Raw genomic sequence first — 19,126 nt, 5'->3', positions numbered from 1 at the left:
GACAGGGCCACTACTCTTGTTAACCATGCGCGGATTCATGTCGGAGACCCGTCCATTTGCGCGTTTTCCGGTTTCAGAACAATGACATCCAGCGCCGGAGCGGCCCCCGAGCCATGCAGTTCCTCCAGCACGCGGGGCAGCAGCTGGGCGGCGGGCGATCCGGCAGGGGCCGCCGCGACCGAGGCCAGCGGCGCCTCGGTGGACAGCGCCACCAGCAGATAGGCCCCGCCGGCCTCGGCGGCACCCGTTCCGATCGCGACGCCGAAGCGGTCGCGGCCATCCTCGCCGCGCTGGCTCTGCCCGGTCAGGTCGTAGACCGCCCCGTCCGGCGCCACCAGGAACAGCCACAGGTTGCGGTCCGACAGGTTCGACACCTCGCCCCGGACCTGGAAACCCTCGGCGGCAAGATCGACATCCGCCGTCAGGCCCGGCGGCGGAGCGGGCCGTCCCGAGGCCTCGCGCAGGAAATCCAGCGCGGGGCATTGCGCTTCGCCGACGCGCTCCTGCACGACGGATGGCCGCGTGCCGAAGGCCGCGTCATAGGCCGCGACCAGCGCCGAGGCATCGAAATCCCCCGCCGCCAGGACCGAGATCATCCCGGCATTGGCCCCCTGCCCGATCCGCAGCGCCAGCGTGCAATCGGGCAGCGGCTGTTCGGCCAGGAAGCCCTCGCGGGTCGATCCGTCGCGCGGCGCCAGCGCGGCCGGGGCCGGCTGCGCCACCTCATCGGGCTGCGGCGCCGGGGCGTCGGGGCGCAGCGCCAGATAGCCGGCCCCGCCCGCCAGCAGCGCCAGGACCACGCCAGCCAGCGCCCAGCATCCCCGGCGGGCTGGCGGCGGGGCCGCGGCGGACGGCTGCGGCGCGGCGGGGGAAAGCGCGGCGAAGGGGCTGTGCGACTCGGTGGCCGGATCCTCGGCGATGACCGTCGCGCCCTCCTCGGCCGAGGCCGGCGCGGCGGCGGACGACCACAGCGGCAGCCGGTATTGCGCCGGCAGCAGCATCGGATCCTCGATCATCCCCAGCACCTCGGCCATGTCGCGCGGACGGCGCTGCGGATCGGGTTCCAGCATGTGCTGAAGCAGCGGGAACAGCCGGTGCGACACGCCGGTCAGGTCCGGGATCGCCTGCCGCGCCGCCGAGGCCGAGACCACCGAATCGCCCATCGCCAGCGGCTTGCCCCGCGCCACCGTGGCGATCAGCAGCGCCAGGCCATAGACATCGGTGCGCGGCCCGATCTCGCCGCCCCAATGGCCCAGCTGCTCGGGCGCGATATACTTGAACTTGCCCGCGAAACGCCCGGCCAGCCCATCGCCCAGCTCGGTCGAGCGGGCGATGCCGAAATCGATCAGCACCGCCTCATCGATGTGGTCGTCGCGCAGGATCACGTTGTCGGGCGACAGGTCGCGATGGGTGACGCCGCGGGCATGGGCGCGGCCCAGCCCCGCCGCCAGCCGCCGCATCAGCACCAGCGCCGCCATGTCGTCCAGCGGCCCGTCCTCCTTGATCCGGGTGCCCAGGTGGCGGCCCTCGACGAATTCCATGATCAGGCAGTAGCGGCCCAGCCCCGCGTCCAGCACGAAATTGTGGTAGCGCACGATGGCCTCGTCGCGCAGCTGCACCAGCACGCGCGCCTCGCGCCGGAACAGGTCCAGCACCGATTCGTCGCGCGCCAGATTGGGCAGGATCACCTTCACCGCCACCGGATCGCCGGTGAAGACGTTCTCGGCGCGGTAAACCTCGCCCATGCCGCCGACGCTGACCAGCGTATTGATGCGATAGTTGTTGTTGATCAGCGTGCCCGGCTCGACCAGCCGCACCGAGCCGCCCTGCGCCGCCGGCTGGTCGCCGATCAGCGTCGGATCAGACGCGGCCGGGACGGGGGGCGACGAGACCGCCTCGGCCGAGATCACCGTGCGGTCGGGAATCCCTTCCGGCGGCGTGGCGATCACCGTCCGGTCGGGAGGGCTGGCATCGGGATTGGCGTCACCGCCGGGTTCGGCATGCCCCTGCCCCGCATCCTTGTCCCCGTCCTCGTCCGGATCGGAACTCAAAGCTCTTCACCCTCGGGCTCGGGCAGCGCCTCGCAATCGATCACGATGACGCTGACATTGTCATGGGCGCCGCGCGCCAGCGTCTCGGCGACCAGCCGCGCGGCGATGTCGGGCGGAGGGGCGGGCAGCGAAAGCTCGTGCGCCAGGTCGGCATCGTCCAGATGCTCGGTCAGCCCGTCCGAGCAGATCAGCAGCCGGTCGCCCGGCCGCACCGCGCCGCTGACCGTTTCCGGCCGCGCCTCGGGACCGATGCCGATGGCGCGGGTGATGACGTTGCGGCGCGGCGCCACGCGGGCCTCGGCCTCGGTCATCGTGCCGGCGGCGACCATCTGCGCCACCTCGCTGTGATCGCGGGTCAGCGGCGTCAGCGCCTTGTCGCGCCACAGATAGACGCGGCTGTCGCCCGCCCAGATGCACGTCAGCTCGGCCCGGTGGATCAGCAGGATGGCGATGGTCGCGCCCATCGCGGACAGCCCGTTGGTTTCCGCATGGGAAATGATGCGGTGATGGGCGCGGTCCAGCCGCTCCAGCACGCGGGCCCGCTGGTCCTGGGCGCTGACCGGCACGCCAAGCGAGGCCAGTTCCTCGACGATCAGCGCGCTGGCCACGTCGCCCGCCGCGTGCCCGCCCATCCCGTCGGCCACCGCCCACAGGCCCATCTCGGGCATCGAGGTCAGGCTGTCCTCGTTATGGCTGCGCACGCGGCCCTTGTCGGTCAGCGCGCCCACCCGGAAGGTGAAGGTCAGATCGGATCCCGTCATGCCGTCCCCCGCTCGACATCCTCGGCCGCGGGGGCCTGGACGCCGCCCGCGATCAGCCAGCCCATCTCGGACGGCCCCGGCCAGCCCTGGCAGGCCAGCATTCCCGCCGGGCCGTCCTCGCCCGCCGCGAACCACCAATAGCTGCGCCCCGCCGCCGCATGGGCATGATCGGCCCCCGCCAGTTGCCCCAGCAGCGCCTGCGGGCCAAGTTCGGGATTCATCGCCCAGAAGGTCGGCCAGTCGGGCTGCGGCTGGTCCGGGGGCGCGGGCAGTTCCGTGCGCAGCCGCAGGGCCGCGTCGCGCGGCTCGAAGCCCTTCGCCTCGAACAGCGAGGCCATCGCGCGCCCGGCCGCGACATGGAATTCCTGCGACGGATCCTGCACCGGCGCGGGTCCACCCGCCTGCAAGACCAGCAGCGGAAAGCGCCGCCCGGCGCGGTCGCGCGACGGCGCCCAGACCCCGCGCAAGGGCAGCCCGCCCGCCAGGGCCCCGCCGATCCAGAAGCCAAGCCCCGGCGCGGCGTCGAAACCGGCCTGCCAGCCCTCGCCCGCCGCCGCCCGCCAGTCGCCCAGCACCGCCTGCATCCAGTCGCCAAGCACGGCGAAGACCCCATCGGGCAGCCCGGCCGCGATGAAGTCGCCGAAGCCCGGATGCTTGCCGTAAAGCCCCGCGTCACCCGCTGTCAGTCGATGCTCTGCGGACATTCGAATTCCCTGATCTCGGGCATGGTGAAGGGATTGGCGATGGCGTTCACCGTGAAGTCATAGGTAATGTTGCGCCCGCCCAGGACGAAGGTCGCGCGCAGCACGTCGCCGCGCTGTTCGCGGTAGGTGGCGGCGTTCAGGAACTGCATGAAGGTCCAGGAACTGCCCTCGAAGCGCATCACCGATTCGCGCTGCAGGGGCGGCGACAGCTGCAGGATGGTCGAGCGCCCGGCCCCCGGCCAGACCACCGTGCGCGACAGCGATCCGGTCGCGGTCTGCACCACGGTGTCGTTGATCGCCAGCACCGCGCTTTCGACCGACGGATGCGCATCGACCTGGGCCACGGTGATCTCGACCGAGGGGCTGGTGCCGCCGCCGGCGAAGAAGGCGCGGCGGATGCGCTCGGCCCGCTCGAACTGCTTCAGGGTCGTGGGCGACAGGCGGCCGCTGATCTCCTTGTCGTCGCGCCAGGTCAGCCCGTCGGTGCTGCGTTCGACATAGGGTTCCAGATATTCGGTGAAATAGCGGTCCATCTCGCCGCCCGGCCCGAAGAAGCGCGAGAAATTGTCGATCGACAGGCTGCGCGAGGACGAGGCGAAGGGATAGGCCGAGGTGATCGTGTCCCGGCAGAAGAAGGTGATGCGGTCGGTCAGCGCCCGGTTCATCACCTCGATCGAGGCATCCGAGGCGCCCGAGCGGAAATCGCTTTCGGCCCGCGTCACCATCCGGGCCAGCGGATCGGGCAGCTGCGAATTGTATTGCGTCAGCGTGTTCAGCAGCGTCGGCAGCGCGGCGGCGGACTGGTCGGGATTATGCTCGGCCAGGCGCAGGTTTTCCCAGATCGCGCCCAGATTGCCCAGCAGCGTGTCGACGGGCCGCTGGCCCGGCTCGCCCTCGGCCAGCAGGTGCCAGTTCTCGAAGGCCTTGGAAATGGCGTCGATGGGGGCGGTGACGCTGTTGGTCTGCTCGGAGGCGCCGCCCGCGCGCAGCTGCCCCTTGGCGCCCTGCTGCGTCGCCGCGTCCAGCAGGATCCGCTGCACCCCACTGGAGCGCGACTGGATGCGCGAGGTCAGCTGGTCGCCGATCGCCGAAGCGACGCCGCCCGCCGTTTCGCCCGCGTCCTGCTGCGGCGCCTCCGGGTCGATCCCTTCCAGCTGCTCGTATTCGCGCGACAGCCGGGTCTGGGCCGAGACCTCGCGCACCAGCGCCAGGATCGGCGAGGCCGAGGCCGAGGCGGCATTGCCGAGCGCCGCATATTGCGGCTTGTCGGCGACCATCGAATTCAGGGTCAGGTTGTCCAGCACCCCGTTCCAGGCGGCGATGAAATCGCCCCGGTAACGCTCCATCAGGTCGCGGTCCAGCCGCGCCAGCCGCCCCTCGATCTCGGTCGTGTTGGCCAGGTCGCCCAGCACCCACTGGTCGCGGCGCAATTCCTCGCCGACGACGGCCAGCTGGTCGTAGAAATAGGACCAGAAGCCCTCATAGGTATAAAGCCCCGGCACCGTCAGGCTGGCCAGGTCCGCGCCGTCGCGCGCCGCGAAGACCTGCGTGGCCACGCCGCCGCCCACGGCGCTTTCCAGCTGCCAGTCCTCCAGCCCCCGCGCGATGGCGCCGTCCTTGATGATCGCATAGGCCTGTTCGTCCAGCGGCAGCTGCGCGATGGCGGCACGGGCGCGTTCCACCGTCGCCTGGTCCAGGTCGACCAGCAGCTTGCGGCTGTCGTCCAGCCGCAGCATCGCGGTCAGATGCGCCTTCAGCTGGTCGATCAGGTCCAGCCCGGTCCGGCCCGGATATTCCTGCCGCCAGGACTGGTCGAACCAGGCCAGGATCGCGTCGTCATCGGTCGTCTCGCCCTGCTTGCCCAGCAGCAGATAGACCTTCAGCGCGCGATAGATCTCGGTCGTCTCGCCCGCGGCGATGGTCTGCGGGATGCGCCGTTCCAGGTCCAGCACCAGGCGCGGGCGCAGCATCCGCTCCAGCGCCTCGGCATAGCTGTCGGTGGCGACCCGGTTCAGCCGCTCGCGCTGGCCAAGGCCCAGGCCCTCCCAAAGCCCCGGCCGTTCACTGTCGCCGTAACCCGCAGGCATGGTGGCGATGGCGTTCAGCAGCGGCACGACGGGGCGCAGGTCGGTGTCGTCGATGACCTCGCGCTGCAATTCCTCGGCGGCGGCGCGCATATAGGCGGCGGTCTGCGCCTCGGCGGTGCGGACCAGCTGCAGGTTCTTCCAATAGCTGTAGCCAAGCGCCGCCGCCCCGCCGACCGTCGCCAGGATGATCGCCGCCAGCGCGGTCGTGCGGATCAGCGCCGCGCGGCGCACCGCCTTCTGGTCATGCGAGACCCAGCCCTGTTCGGGAAAGATCACCCGGCGCAGCAGGTCGTGGATGAAGAAGCTCTTGCCGCGGCCCGACATGAAGGCCGCCTGGAAGCCGGGCCCCAGCGACGCCCCCGCGCCCGGCTGCTGGATCGCGCCCAGCACCTGGTCGACCGGCGTGCCCTCCTGCGTGCCCGAGGTGAAGTAGAAGCCGCGCAGGATCGCGTTGGTCTTGTAGCGCGTGGGCTCGAAGACCCGGCGCAGGAAGCCAGCCACGTTGTCGCGCAGCAGGGCCATCTGCCCCGGCAACCCGAAGATCGCGATGCGGGCCACGCCGTCGGGTTCCTCGGACAGCCGGTCGATGATCTCGTCCGACAGCCGGGCGACCAGCCGGTCGAATTCCTGCGGCACGGCCTCGTGGGTGATGGCCTTGCGGTCCTTGGTCTGGAAGGTCGCGCCCCAGACCAGCTTGCGCCGGTTCAGGCTGAAGCTGGCGAAATATTCCCGGAAACCCGCGATCAGGTCGGCCTTGGTGAACATGACATAGACCGGGAAGTCGATCTTCAGCTGCTCGTGCAGCTCGGCGAGGCGGGCGCGGACGGTCTCGGCATGGGCGGCCAGCGTGGCCGGGTCGTCCTTCATCATGTCCTCGGCCGAGAAGGACAGGATCACGCCGTTGATCGGCCGGTTCGGGCGGGTGCGCTTCAAGAGGCCCAGGAAGGCGTCCCAGCTGGCCTTGTCGGCGACCGCATCGCTGTCCTGGGTGGTATAGCGGCCGGCCGTGTCGATCAGCACGGCATCCTCGGCGAACCAGAAATCCATGTTCCGCGTGCCGCCGAAGCCAGAGACCGCATTGCTCTGCGCCAAGGGGAAGTCCAGCCCGGAATTGGCCAGCGCCGTGGTCTTGCCCGCGCCGGGCGGGCCGATGATGACATACCAGGGCAGGTCGTAGAGCGAGGAGGCGCCGCCCGATTTCTTCAGCACCGCCAGCGCCTCGGTCATCTTCTCGGCCAGGATCTTGCCGTCGCCCTCGGGCTCGGGCGGGATCAGCGCGTCCTCGATCTGGCGCGCGGCGCGGACCCGCCTGCGCCAGCGGACCAGGATCACCGTCAGGAAGACGGCCAGGATGGCGCCGATGATCGCCAGCCGCAGCCACAGCCCGGCCAGCGGCGCCCAGCCGGTCATCGGCCCGCCGAACCAGACCGCAAGGCACAGCGCCGCCAGCCCGACGACGGTGACCGTCCAGCGCCACCAGGCGTGGCGCCTCCAGCGGGGGGTGGGGACGTAGATGCCAAGCAGTCTCAATTGACGGTCTCCGTGCTGTCCGGCGCCTGGCCTTCGGGATGCGGGACCAGTTCGCGCTGCTCCGCCCCGCTCGTCTGGTCCGGGGCCGTTGCCCCATAGGTGCCTTCGCGGGCCAGCAGGATCTCGACCCGGCGGTTCTCGGCCCGGCCCTCCTCGGTGGCGTTGTCGGCGACGGGCTCGTCCTCGCCGCGCCCCTCGACCGTGACGCGGGCCCGATCGTCCAGCAGCGGCGACAGCACCCCGGCCACGCTTTCGGCGCGCGCGGTCGAGAGCTGGTAGTTGTCCTTGAACCGGCCCCGCCCGGTCAGCGGCACGTTGTCGGTATGGCCCTCGATCAGGATCGGGCCGCTCTCGCCGTTCAGCACCTCGGCGATGCGGCTGGCCAGGTCGGCGAAGCCCGGCTTCACCTCGACCGCGCCCAGGTCGAACAGCTGCAGGTTGCCCACCCGGATCGCGATATAGTCGCCCTTCGCCTCTACGCCGACGCGGCCGTCGGAAATCTCGGCGGCGAAGGCCTCGCGGATGCGGTCCAGCTGCGGGATCTCGGCGACATAGGCCGGGCCGGGCGCGGCGCGGTCGATCTGGATCACCGGCCGGTCCAGATGCAGCCCGCGCATCACCCCCGCCGCCTCGGCCCCGTCGCGGTTGATCAGCGTGGCGAAGACCGCGAAGATGCCGACCAGCGCCGCGGCGCAGACGCCCAGCACCGCCGGGACCGGGATGGCGGCGAAGCGGCGCCCGCGATCCTGCACCACCGGCTGCCACATGACCGAGACATCCTCGTCCGGGCGCGGATGGACGCGGCGCAGGCTTTCATAGATGGCGCTGCGGATGCGCGCCAGTTCGGCCGCGCCGTTGGGCATGGTGCGGAACTGGCCCTCGAACCCCAGCGACAGGCAGACCAGCATCAGCTCCAGCAGGTTGTAGTGCTGGGCCGGGGCCTGCATCGCCTTCTCAGCCTCCTGGAAGAAGCCGACGCCGGAATCGCGCTTGTGGAAGAACCGCGCGACCATCGAATATTGCTGCCAGTTGCCGCGGTCGCTGCCCGGCAGGTTCTGGACGATGTCGTCCGCCGTGCCCGACAGCGCATATTTCGCCACCAGCGCCTCGTGCGGGTTCACGCCGGCGGTCAGGGCGTTACGCTCGAACCGGTCGATCTCGCGGGTGACATGTTCCATCAGCGGCGCGACCTGCAGCTCCACCAGCCCGGTGCGCAGCCGCCCCAGCAGGATCAACAGGCTGGCCGCCGCCGCCAGCAGCGGGTTCGAGGACGACCCCGCCCCCAGGTCGCGGACCTTCAGCGCCTCGTGCAGCGCGATCCGCGGGGCCTGGCGGGCGGGCTGCTGGGCGGGCTGGGCGCCGATGTCGGGGAAGAAGCCGCGGCTGTCCAAGCCGGGCGCGCGCCCGATCTGCGAAGGATCGCCATAGACCGGACCCGGCGCGGGGGCGGGACGGCCCAGCCAGGTCTGGCCGCTGCCCGCCGCGTTCCCGAAGGGCGAGGTCCCCGGCCCCTGGTCGCCGAAGGGCGAGGCCGAGCCGGGCGCAGCCTGCCCCGGCTGACCTTGGCCCGGCCGGCCCTGGCCGGGGCGCCCGATCATCGTGCCGCCGTCGTCGCCGCCCGGCTGCGGGCGTCCCCAGGCATCGCCCGGCCGGCCCTGGCCAAAGGGCGTCCCGCCCGGAAGCGGGCCGCCGAATACCGTCTTGTCGTCGTCGTCGCCGCCTGCCATCAGGACCTCTCGGGCACCGCCCACAGTTCCAGTTTCAGATGCGGCCAGTCGCCCGCGAAATGCATCCCGATCGCCGGCGCGGTCGAGAATTCGCGCCACAGCGGCGAGTTCTTCTCAAGCCGGAAATAGACGTTCGAGGACAGTACCCGGATCTGGCGCGGCGGATTCGGCAGGTGCTGCAACCCGATGCCCGGCAGGTTGTTGTTCACGATCTCGGACATGCGGGTATTCGGGCCGACCTTGCACAGTTCGGGGAACTGGCTCTGCACCTGGGTCAGCGGCTTGGCGCTTTCGACCTCGACGATGAAGCTGGCCTCGCGGAACAGGTTGCGGTCGCGGACCTCGGCCAGGTAGGAGTTCTGGCGCACCTCGCGCAGCGGCAGGCGGATCGCCCGGCCGACCTCGCGCGACAGCAGCCGCTGGATGTCGGCCACGATCTGCGAGAAGGATTCCTTGGGGTCGTCATGGTCATAGGCCGGATAGTCCGGCGCATGGCGGCTGCCGCTGTCGAAGGTCGCCAGCTCTCCGGCAAGAGCCACCAGGTCGCGATACAGCGTCTCGGGATGGATGGCGAAGGTGCGCGACAGATGGCGCAGCACCCCGACATGGCGGTTCAGCACCATCAGCATCAGGTAATCGCTGGCCTGCAGCCCGCCCCCGGCCGAAGGGTCGGTCGCATAGCGCGCAAGGCTTTCCAGCCGTGCCTCGATCCAGCCGATCACGCGGGTCAGATAGCCCAGGATCTGCGGATGCGCGCCGATCACCAGCGAGGGCGGCGGGAAGGTTTCGTCCAGCGTGACCACGCCGTCGCGCACCTCGGTGATGCGGGCCAGGCGCAGGTTCTGGTATCCGGGGCGCGGGGTCTTGCGGATCGCCAGCTCCAGCCGCGGCACGGCCAGCTCCAGCACCTGCTCGGTGCGCATGGCGCTGCTGACATCGCTGACCGTCTCGGTCACGATCCCCCACCGCGTCGTCGCGCCCTCTTCCTCATAGGGGGCGGTGTCGCGCATGTTGGGCGAGCTGTCGGGCAGGGTCAGCCAGACGAACTGCCCGGCCGCATCGTCGGGCACCGGCACCGCGACCGGCAGCGGCCCGGTTCCCGGTGCGTCGAAGGGCGTGCCGTCGGGCATGATCCCCGACACCGCGCGCAAGGACAGCATCCCCTGCTGCGCCTGGTCGCGATCGATCGCCAATTCGCCCACGCCCCAGGGATAGGGCGTCACCAGCCGGGTGCGGGCGTGCAGCAGATGCTCGTGATAGCGGTCGGCCTGCTGCAGATGCTGGGGCTGCATGAACAGACCCTCTTTCCAGGCGACCTTGCTGAACCAGGACATGCGGAGACGGACCCCTTGAATTCTTCAATCAATCTGCGGGCCCCAGGCCCCTTGCCGGTCCCGGCCCCGAAGGGCCGGCGGACCGGGTGTCACAACGACGCGGGCCAAGACTAAGCAATGGGGCGGGCGAAGCCAATCAGAATTGCCAGCGCAGCTGCCCGGTCACGCCCACGCTGTCCAGCCCGTCGCCGAAACGCGCATCGATCCGCGCGCTGGTCGAGAATTGCCGCCCGCGCCCCGTCTCGCTGAGGACCTTGATGTAGTTCGCACCGATGCTGATCTCGCCATAGGCGCCCAGGTTGTCCGAGACCAGCCGCTGGCTTTCGAAATCCGGGTTGTTCGGGCCCGGCGAGAAGATCGAGACCGTCGGATCGGCGAAATCCTTGTAATAGGTGCCGGTGGCGAAGGCATAGAGCGCCTCGTTGCGGGCCGGCTCCACGAAGGTGCGCGCCACCGTGGCGCCGACGAAGCCGATCTGGCGCTCGCTGTCCTCGAAGCTCAGCCGGTCGCCATCGTTGAAGGTGATCGAGTCGGTGGAGATGCGCGACCAGGCGAAGCCCGCCGTCGGCACCACCGCCCAGCCCTCTTCGCCGATCGGGATGCCATAGCCGATCGAGCCGCTGATCGTGTTGGCCGTGCTGGTGAAATCGTCGTCCAGCCCCAACCCCGCCCCGACGATCGCCTGGTTGCGGATGCTGAAATCGGTCGTCTCGTAGCGATATTGCAGATCGGCCTGGAAACGCCCGTTCGTCGCCGTCGCATAGACCCCGCCATAGGCCTGGGTGAAATCGGCCCTGGTGATGCTGACCAGATTGTTGGTCAGGGCCTGCGAATTGCGCCCGTCGACCGCATAGACCGGCTGGGTCGTGTCGCCCTGGTTGACGCCGCCCAGAACGCCGAACGCCATGTCCCAGCCGGCATAGCGGCCGTCGAAACAGGCCAGGTCGCTGCCGACCTGCATCCCGTAATAGGTGGCGCGGATCTCGCTTTCGATATTGCTGACGCCGTTGTCGGTGGCGCCGGTCGCCGTCGCCGTGCCGCCCGTCACCCGTCCCCAGGCGCCGACGCCGCAGGGCTTCTCGCTGTCCTCGTAGGCCAGGCCGGTCACGAAGGGGCTGGTCGGGCGGTTGACGACCGAGCCGATCAGCGACTGGGTCAGCGCCACGTTGCCGAACAGCGCGCCGATGGCCGGGTTGGTCTGGCTGACCAGCTCCAGGTCGCCGAAGGCCTCGGCCTGGTCAACCGAGAAGACGACCCGTTCCGAACTGCGCTCGATGGGGTCGTAGTCATAGCTGAAGTTGTTGGCCGAACCCTGCGATTCGTCCACGTCCAGCAGCGTGACGCGCTGGCCGGGCTGCGCGGTCACCTCGTCCGAGACATAGTTGAAGTCGAGATTGATCATGCCCTGCGTCGCGCCGCCCCGGACCTCGATCCGGTCGGCCACCATCCGGCCCAGGTCCACGTCCAGCACGTAATCGCCGTTGCCGGACAGGCCGCCGACCTGCAGCACGCCGTCCGCGCGGCCGTCCCCGGCCAGGCTCAGCACGCCGTTGTTGCGGACCGCGCCGGTCACGCGGGCCTGGTCGCGCAGCGCATTGACGGTGCCGTCGTTCAGCAGCGCGCCCTCCAGCGCCCCCGCCAGATCCAGCGTGGCACCCTCGGCCACGATGGTGCGGGCGGCGGAAATCCGGTCGCCGGCCGCGATGCCAAGATCCTCGCGCAGGGTGAAGTCGCCGCCGATGGACAGGTCGTCGCCGATGGTCAGCCCGCCCGCCGCATAGTCCAGGTCGCCGGTGATCCGGCCGCCCAGAACCGCGTCGCCATGCGTCACCAGCGAGCCCTCCAGCGCGCCGGTCTGCACATATTGCCCGCGGTTCAGCACGTCGCCGACCAGCGTGCCCTCGACCGTGACCGTCCCGTTGCGGCGGTTCGTCACGCCGCCCCCGGCGGTCAGGCCGTGCCCCTCGGCCACGGTCAGCGAGGCCGCGCCGCCGCCCGCTGCCGGGGCATTGACCAGCGCCCCGGCGACGCTGACATCGCCGGTCGTCCGCAATGTGCCGCTGTTGTTCAGGTTGCCGCCGATGGCGCCGCCCCATTCCATCTGCCCGTCATTGGCGACATTGCCGCTGATCGTGCCCCCGCCGGCCAGGCTGCCCTGGTTGCGAAGCGCCGCGTCCAGCGTGCCCCAGACGGTCATCCGGTCGTTGTTCACGACGCGGCTGGCCGAACCCAGCCGGTCCCCGGCCCGCACCCGGACCACGCCGTCATTGGTCAGCCCGGCCACCGCCAGATCGCCGCCGGTGCGCAGGGTGCCGCTGTTGCCGACCTGCCCGGCCGAGCCCGCCAGCGCCGCCGTGCCGCTGTTGGCGACATCGCCCAGAGTCCCGTCGAAGATCACCGTCCCGCTGTTGTCCAGCGCGCCCTGGATGCGGCCCGAGCCGCTCAGCGTGCCGGCATTCTCGGCATCCCCGGCGATCACGCCGCCGTTCAGCGCCACCGTGGCGCCCGCACGGTTCTCCAGCCCCGAATTCAGCCGCCCGCCGATGGTCATCGCCCCGCCCTCGCGGTTCTCGGTGCTTTCGGCGGTCACAGAGCTGCCATTCGCGATGGTGAAGCTGCCGGAATTGGTCAGGCTGTCGACATTGTGCAGGTTGCCGGTGCTGTCGTCGTCGCTGTTGACGACGAAGCTGCCGCTGTTGTCGATATTGTTGCCCGCCGCGTCCAGGTTGGCCGAGACCCGCGTGCGGCCGCTATCGCCGTTGCGCAGGTCGTCGGTCAGCGTGGCATCCTCGCTATAGGTCAGGTTGCCCTCGTTGGTGACCGCGCCGATCAGGTCGACCCGGCCGCCATCGATGTCCGAGCCCTCTTCCAGCTGGATATTGTCGGCCTCGATGACCAGCGAACCGGCGCCACTGACCCCCACCGCGCCGGAATTGGTGAAGGTGCCGTCGGCGACGCGCAGCCGCACATCGGCCGCGTCCGAGGTCATGTCGATGTCGCCCCGGTTGGTCAGATCGCCCCGCACGGTTGAGCTGGAGGCGATGTTGACCAGCCCGCCGAGCGCATTCACCAGGTCGCCGACGATGGTGGCCCCGTCCAGCGCGATGGTCGCGCCGTCCTGGTTGGTGATCGCCGCGCCCTCGCCCGTCACCTCCAGCCGGCCCGCGACCGCGATGGAGCCGCTGTTTTCCACGTCGCCTTCCGAGCGCAGCCGCTCGCCGCCGCCGATCTCGGTGCTGCCGCTGTTGGTCAGGCTGGCGACGTCCAGGTTGCCATTCGTGGCCAGCGTGCCGCTGTTCGCCACAGCCCCGGCCGAGCCGCCGATCGTGGCCGTGCCGTCATTCGTGACCGAGCCGCTGATCGCCGCGCGTCCGTTCAGCGTGCCCTCATTGGTCACGTTGCCGGCGATGCCGCTGCCTTCCGAGAGCGTGGCCGTCCCGGTCTCGCTGTTGCGCAGGTCGCCGCGCAGATTGCCCTGCACCTGCAGGGCGGCGTTGTTCGTCACCCCGCCCGCCGCCGCCAGCTCGTCGCCGGCCGAGATCACCGTGCGGTCGTTATTGGTCAGCGAGGCCACCGACAGATCGCCATTGGTCGTCAGCTGCCCGCTATTCGTCACCGCCCCGGCCGAGCCGCCAAGCGAGGCGCTGCCGCTGTTGCTGAACGCGCCGGTGATGGCGCCGGTGCCGGTCAGGCTGCCCGCGTTCGAGAGATTGCCCCGGATGGTGCCGCCCTCCAGCCCCAGCGTCGCATCCGCGCCATTGGTGATCGAGGCCAGCACCTCGCCCTCGACCGACAGCTGGGCATTGTTCTGGATCCGGGTGCCCGAGGTCAGCCGGTCGCCATCCGAGACGGTGAAGCCGCCATCATTGGTCAGCCCGCCCACCGACAGGTCGCCGCCTGTCGCCACCGTCCCGCTATTGGCCAGGGTGCCGCCCACCGCGCCGCCGATGGTGGCCGAGCCGCTGTTGGTCATGTCGCCGGTGACATTGCCGGTGCCGGTCGCCTGCCCGGCATTGACCAGCGGCCCGTCGATGGTGCCGCCCTGCAGGACCAGCGTGGCGCCCGCCTGGTTTTCCAGCGCCGAGGCCAGCTGCCCGGCGACGGTCATCTCCGCGCCCTCGCTGTTTGTCGCGGCCTCGGCCTGGACCGCGCCGTTCTGCTCGATGGTGAAGCTGCCGTTGTTGGTCAGCTGGCCGACCGAGTGCAGGTTGCCGTTGCCCGCGCTCAGCACCTGGAAGGTGCCGTCATTGGTGACGTCGAAGCCCGCGGCATCGACATCGGCCGCCACGCGGGCCAGCCCGCCCTCGCCATTCGACAGGTCGCCGCTGAGCGTGGTATCCGAGGTGAAGTCCAGCTCGCCCGCGTTCAGCACCTCGCCGATCAGGTCGACGAAGCGGCTGTTGACGATCGAGCTCGCCTCCAGGATGATCAGGTCGGCCAGGATGGCCAGCCTGCCGCCGCCGCTGCCGGTCACCCGGCCCCAGTTGCGGAACGTGCCACCCTCGACCTCCAGCCGGGCATTGCCGGGGATCTTGTTGATCAGCCCGCGGTTTTCCAGATTGCCCGCGATGGCGGACTCGCCGCTGAGGATCAGCGTGGCGTCGCTTTCATTGGCAAGGCTGCCCTCCAGCCGGCCGCCATGCATCTCCAGCCGGGCGCCGGAATTGTTGGTCAGGGCCGGATCGGAGGCGGCGATGTCCAGGCTGCCCGACAGCACGATGGTGCCGTCATTGGCCAGGTGGCTGGCCGAGCGCAGCGTGTCCCCCTCGCCGATCTCGACCCGGTTGGCATTGGTCAGGCCGCCGACCTCCAGCAGGCCGTCGACGCCGACCGTGCCGCGGTTGACCAGCGTGCCGCCGATCGTGCCGCCGCCGTTCAGCGTGCCGTCATTGGTGACGCCGCCGCTGATCGTCCCTCCGTCCAGCGTGGCGGTGGCATTGGCCTGGTTCTCCAGATCCCCGGTCAGGCTGCCGGCGATGGTGGCCTGGCCCTGGCCGCGGTTCGACAATCGGCCGGCCTGGACCGAGGCCCCCTCCTCGATGGTCAGCTGCAGCGAATTGACCAGCGTGGCCACGTTCTGCAGCCGCCCGGCCGGGTCGGGATCGGCGGCGGCCGCGATGCGCATGGTGCCGTGGTTGACGACATCGGTGCCGTCCGCGTCCAGCGTGCCCGAGACGATCGCCAACCCGCTGACGGTATTGCGCAGCGTCCCCGCCAGCGTCGTCGCGCCCGAATAGACCAGCCGCGCCGAGTTCACGACATTGCCCACCAGATCGATCAGGCTGCCGTCGATGTCCGAGGCGTCCTGCAGCTGGATCTCGTCCGCGATGATGCTCAGCCGGCCGGCGCCGCTGGTCAGGATCTGGCCACGATTGGTGAAGGTGCCGCCGACGACCTGGACCGAGCTGTCGGCGTCGCCAGTCGCGTCCAGCGTGCCGCTGTTGCGGAACATGCCCCGGATCTCGGAACTGGCGGCCAGGTCCACATGGCCGCCTTCCTCGTTGATCAGCCCGCCGATCACCGTGGCCGCGTCCAGCACCAGCCGCCCGCCGTCCTGGTTCGCCAGGCGGTGCCCTTCGGTCGTGATCTCGACCTCTCCGGCGATGGTCATGTCGCCCTGGTTGGTGATCCGCCGTTCGGATTGCAGCCGCTCGCCCGCTCCTACCGTCGCCGTGGCACCGTCGTGGTTGACCAGCTGCAGCACGTTCAGCGCGCCGTCCACATCCAGGACGCCGTGGTTCTCGAACCGGCTGGTCGAGCCGCCGAGCCTCGCCTCGCCCCGATTGGTGACGACGCCCTGGATCTCGCCCGAACCGCTCAGCCGGCCGGTTTCCGATACGTTCACGGTCCAGGTGTGCACGCCGTCCAGTTGGGCCGTGCCATCGACGGTCATCCCGCCCCGCGTCAGCCCTTCGCTGCGCAGGGTCGCGCCCTCGTCGACGGTCACGCCGGACATGTTCCGGCTGTCGGCCAGGTAATAGACCGTGCCCTCGCCAGTGATCCGCATATGGCCGCGCAGGGCGGATTCAAGCTGCAGCGTCAACCCGTCGCGGACGTCGAAGAACACCTCGCCGCCGCTGGCGAAACTGGCCGCGATCTCTCCGCCGCGCAGCGTGTATTGCCCGGAGCGCACCTCGAAACCGCCCGGCCGCACCGTGCCGTCGATCGTCACCATGACCGCGCTGCCGTCTTGCTTGGTCAGGATGCCGACATCGCCGGTGGCCAGGGGATGGAAGTAGGGCCACGCCGGATAGCGCCAGATCGGGTCGTCCGCGCTCCAGCTGACATCCGACGAGGGATCGGTCACGCCATCGCCGGGGATGTCGTCCAGAAAGGCCTGCGCGAACGCCGTGGCCGGGCTCAGCACCAGGGGCGCCAGCCCGATCAGCGCGGTCGAGGCCAAAAGGCGGGCGCGGCGAAAATCGCAATGGGGGCGGTGGGCAATATCGATCATCGGTAAATGTCTTCTCTCAATCGGGATGTCCTGAAACGGGACAGTCGGCGGCCGCCATGCACTGGATACCGCGACGGATGCAGTCAAAACAAGCTTTCTGTGCAGGGCGGCCAGCTTTCGCGGGCTTTTTCAGCCGCCCCCGGCCGATCTCAGCCGGTCCATCGCGGCGACATAGGCACGGATCTCGGGCGAGACGGGCGGCTCGGGGGCCAGGGCCACCTGCGCCGCGCCCGCCCCCGACATCTTGCGATCGGCCCAGTTGCGCAGATCGCCGATGCTGTAGCCGCGCAGGAACGGGTTGGCCGAGACGACCTGCGGCCCCATGACCTGCAGGACCGTGGCCGAGGGATCGGCGCGCAGCGCCTGGTCCGCCCCGGCCGGCCCCAGGAAATGCGCCAGATACAGCCGCCCCGGCGAGATGGCATGGCCGCGGGCGCGCAGGAAGGCCTCGTTCTCCTGCGCCAGATGCCGCACCATCTGCCGCGACAGGTCGGGGTTCAGCCGCAGGTCCAGCAATTCGCGCCGCGACAGGCTGCGGGCCATGTCGGGGCGATAGCTCTGCATCATCCTCAGCCAGGTCGATTCGATGAACTGGCCCAGGCCGGTCGCGGTCGACAGCGGGTTGCGCGCCGCCGCGTTGCCCGCGCTTTCGACGGTGATGATGCGCCCGATCAGCGCCTCGATCGCGTCCGAGGCCAGCACCTCGCCCGCGCTGCTGAGCCAGGGCAGCGGATCGACCGGCGCGCCGTCCGACAGCAGTTGGAAGACCAGCCCCGGCGCCGATTGCCCCTCGGGGCGGCCGACGGTGCCGATCACCGTGCCGCCGGCGACATGGTCCTCCGCCGCCGCCGAGGCCGACAGCGAGGCCAGCCCGGAATAGCGGCTGACCATGCCGTTCTCATGCGTGATCTCCAGCCGCGCGCCGTCGCCCGTCCCGTCGACCGAGCGCGCGGTGATCCGCCCGCCGCCCGCCGCCATGACCGGGCTGCCCTCGGGCGCCGACCAGACGACATGGCCGCGAAGCCGGTCCGCCGCCCCCTCGCCGTCGCCCGCCCCCTCACCCGGCGGCACGAAACGCTGCGACAGGACGCCCGCGACCGGCGGGGTCAGGCTGACGCCGCCCTCGCGGCGCTGCACGCGGGCCGAGGGGGCATGGCAGGCGAAGCCCTCGCCCTCGGGGACGACATAGCAGGGCCGCTCGCCGCCGGGGCCGCTGATGCCCGCGAACAGGATCGCGCCCGGCTGCGCGGGACCGGCGACGGGCGCATAGATCAGCGTCAGCCGGTCGGCCTCGTCGGCATAGCTGTCGAGGTCGTAGACCTTGGACATCATCGCCAGGGCCTCGCCGATGATCTCGGGCGGGACGTCGTTGCGCAGCGCGGCGGAATAGACCAGGTCCAGCAGCCGCTGCTGCCCGCCCGTTCCGGCGCCCTCGCCCTGCCGGGCCAGCAGGTCGTCCAGCAGCGGCTGGTCCGCCCAGGCATCCGCCGCAGGAACCAGCTGCCCGGCCGGATTCATCGCCAGCGAGCCGACATAGCCCCCTGCGCCGTAAAGCGACAGCTGCACGACCTCGCGCGCCCCGCCCCGGCTGCGATAGCGCAGCGCCAGCACCGATCCCGCCGGCAGCGCGCCCTCGATGCCGATCTGGCTTTCGATCCGCGCGGCCAGGCGTGCGGCGGCACCGGTGTCGAAACCGTTCTCGGCCAGCAACTGTTCCGCCTCGACCTCGCGTGTGGTCTCCAGGATCAGGTCGCGCCACAGCGGCGCGCGCAGGCTGGCGTCGCGCAGGAAGGCCACGCCGCTGGTCGCGCGCTGCTCGGCGGGCAGCTGCAGGCCCGAGGGCGCATCCGGCCGGAAGGCGGCATCGGTCAGGCGCGCCCGGCTGCGTTCGGCCTGAAACAACGCGAATTCCTCGCGGGTCGAGGGCAGCATCGCCACAAGCTGCCGGTCGCGCGACAGCAGCGGGCCGTCCAGCAGCGTGACCATGCCGCCCGGCACCGTCCGGGGGCCGCGGCCGGGCAGCGCGGCGGGCGCCGGCAGCTGCCGGGCATCGCGCGGGCCGGCATCGTCAGGGGCGGGGATGATCAGCGGATCGCCCGGAATATCCGTGAAGGTATCGGCGCGCACCACCGGGGCGATGTCGAACTGCGCCTCGACCTGCACCAGCCCCTCGTCCATGTCGCCGCCGCGAAACCATGCCAGCTCGGGGCGGAACTGCCACCAGCCGATGGTCCCGGCGACGGCCAGGACCGACAGGCCCGCCCCCCAGCGGATCGCCAGGACGCGGCGGCGGCGGCGGCGCGCGCCCTGGCCCATCTGCCGGAAACGCGGATCGACCTCGGCCGCACCCATCAGCGGAACACGCCCGATCCGATCAGGCCGGGATTGATCCGGCGCGGGCCGGACTCGGTGGGCTGGGCCGGCTGCGCCTGTGGCTGCGCGCGCGCGGCGGCGGGCGCGGTGCCGCCGCCGCCGCCC

Annotated in this window: 8 protein-coding genes; all 8 read right to left on the bottom strand. The window is 70.7% G+C overall.

The features are described 5' to 3' along the window. Window positions 1–35 precede the first annotated feature (35 nt). The 8 genes from C9E82_RS21055 to C9E82_RS21020 all read right to left on the bottom strand — a co-directional run bounded on the left by C9E82_RS21055 (window position 36) and on the right by C9E82_RS21020 (window position 19,000). On the bottom strand, window positions 36–2,051 hold the full coding sequence (locus tag C9E82_RS21055; protein WP_119896341.1) for a serine/threonine-protein kinase: 2,016 nt from the start codon (window positions 2,049–2,051) through the stop codon (window positions 36–38). Continuing rightward, window positions 2,048–2,812: a PP2C family protein-serine/threonine phosphatase gene (locus C9E82_RS21050; RefSeq protein ID WP_119896340.1), complete on the bottom strand. Its 765-nt coding sequence runs from the start codon at window positions 2,810–2,812 to the stop codon at window positions 2,048–2,050. The genes C9E82_RS21055 and C9E82_RS21050 overlap by 4 nt, the downstream gene beginning before the upstream one ends. After that, entirely contained in the window at window positions 2,809–3,516 is a 708-nt protein-coding gene (gene tagF, locus C9E82_RS21045) for a type VI secretion system-associated protein TagF (protein ID WP_119896339.1), read from the bottom strand. The genes C9E82_RS21050 and tagF overlap by 4 nt, the downstream gene beginning before the upstream one ends. Beyond that, window positions 3,495–7,133 (bottom strand): type VI secretion system membrane subunit TssM, encoded by a 3,639-nt coding sequence (gene tssM, locus C9E82_RS21040; protein WP_119896338.1) that lies wholly within the window; start codon window positions 7,131–7,133, stop codon window positions 3,495–3,497. Before tssM ends, tagF begins: the two co-directional genes overlap by 22 nt. After that, on the bottom strand, window positions 7,130–8,860 hold the full coding sequence (gene tssL / locus C9E82_RS21035) for a type VI secretion system protein TssL, long form (protein WP_119896337.1): 1,731 nt from the start codon (window positions 8,858–8,860) through the stop codon (window positions 7,130–7,132). The genes tssM and tssL overlap by 4 nt, the downstream gene beginning before the upstream one ends. Next, the gene (tssK, locus tag C9E82_RS21030) at window positions 8,860–10,194 is read right to left on the bottom strand and encodes a type VI secretion system baseplate subunit TssK (RefSeq protein WP_119896336.1); all 1,335 of its coding nucleotides are present in this window, start codon (window positions 10,192–10,194) and stop codon (window positions 8,860–8,862) included. Before tssK ends, tssL begins: the two co-directional genes overlap by 1 nt. A gap of 136 nt (window positions 10,195–10,330) precedes the next feature. Beyond that, on the bottom strand, window positions 10,331–16,648 hold the full coding sequence (locus tag C9E82_RS21025; protein ID WP_119896335.1) for a hypothetical protein: 6,318 nt from the start codon (window positions 16,646–16,648) through the stop codon (window positions 10,331–10,333). A 129-nt stretch (window positions 16,649–16,777) separates the two neighbouring features. Further along, a complete protein-coding gene (locus tag C9E82_RS21020; RefSeq protein ID WP_119896334.1) occupies window positions 16,778–19,000 on the bottom strand; it encodes a M23 family metallopeptidase in 2,223 nt (740 codons plus the stop codon). Between the last annotated feature and the right edge of the window lie 126 nt (window positions 19,001–19,126).

This window comes from Paracoccus sigandri, assembly GCF_003709565.1.
Lineage (GTDB): Bacteria > Pseudomonadota > Alphaproteobacteria > Rhodobacterales > Rhodobacteraceae > Paracoccus > Paracoccus siganidrum.
The sequence above is the reverse complement of the archived record's forward strand: the minus strand, read 5'-3'. Positions and strand labels throughout refer to the sequence as shown.

Excerpts from the sequence above, each read along its gene's own strand:
- C9E82_RS21050 (WP_119896340.1), bottom strand. The coding sequence starts at position 2,812 with ATGACGGGATCCGATCTGACCTTCACCTTCCGGGTGGGCGCGCTGACC.
- tagF (WP_119896339.1), bottom strand. The coding sequence starts at position 3,516 with ATGTCCGCAGAGCATCGACTGACAGCGGGTGACGCGGGGCTTTACGGC.
- tssL (WP_119896337.1), bottom strand. The coding sequence starts at position 8,860 with ATGGCAGGCGGCGACGACGACGACAAGACGGTATTCGGCGGCCCGCTT.
- tssK (WP_119896336.1), bottom strand. The coding sequence starts at position 10,194 with ATGTCCTGGTTCAGCAAGGTCGCCTGGAAAGAGGGTCTGTTCATGCAG.
- C9E82_RS21025 (WP_119896335.1), bottom strand. The coding sequence starts at position 16,648 with ATGATCGATATTGCCCACCGCCCCCATTGCGATTTTCGCCGCGCCCGC.
- C9E82_RS21020 (WP_119896334.1), bottom strand. The coding sequence starts at position 19,000 with ATGGGTGCGGCCGAGGTCGATCCGCGTTTCCGGCAGATGGGCCAGGGC.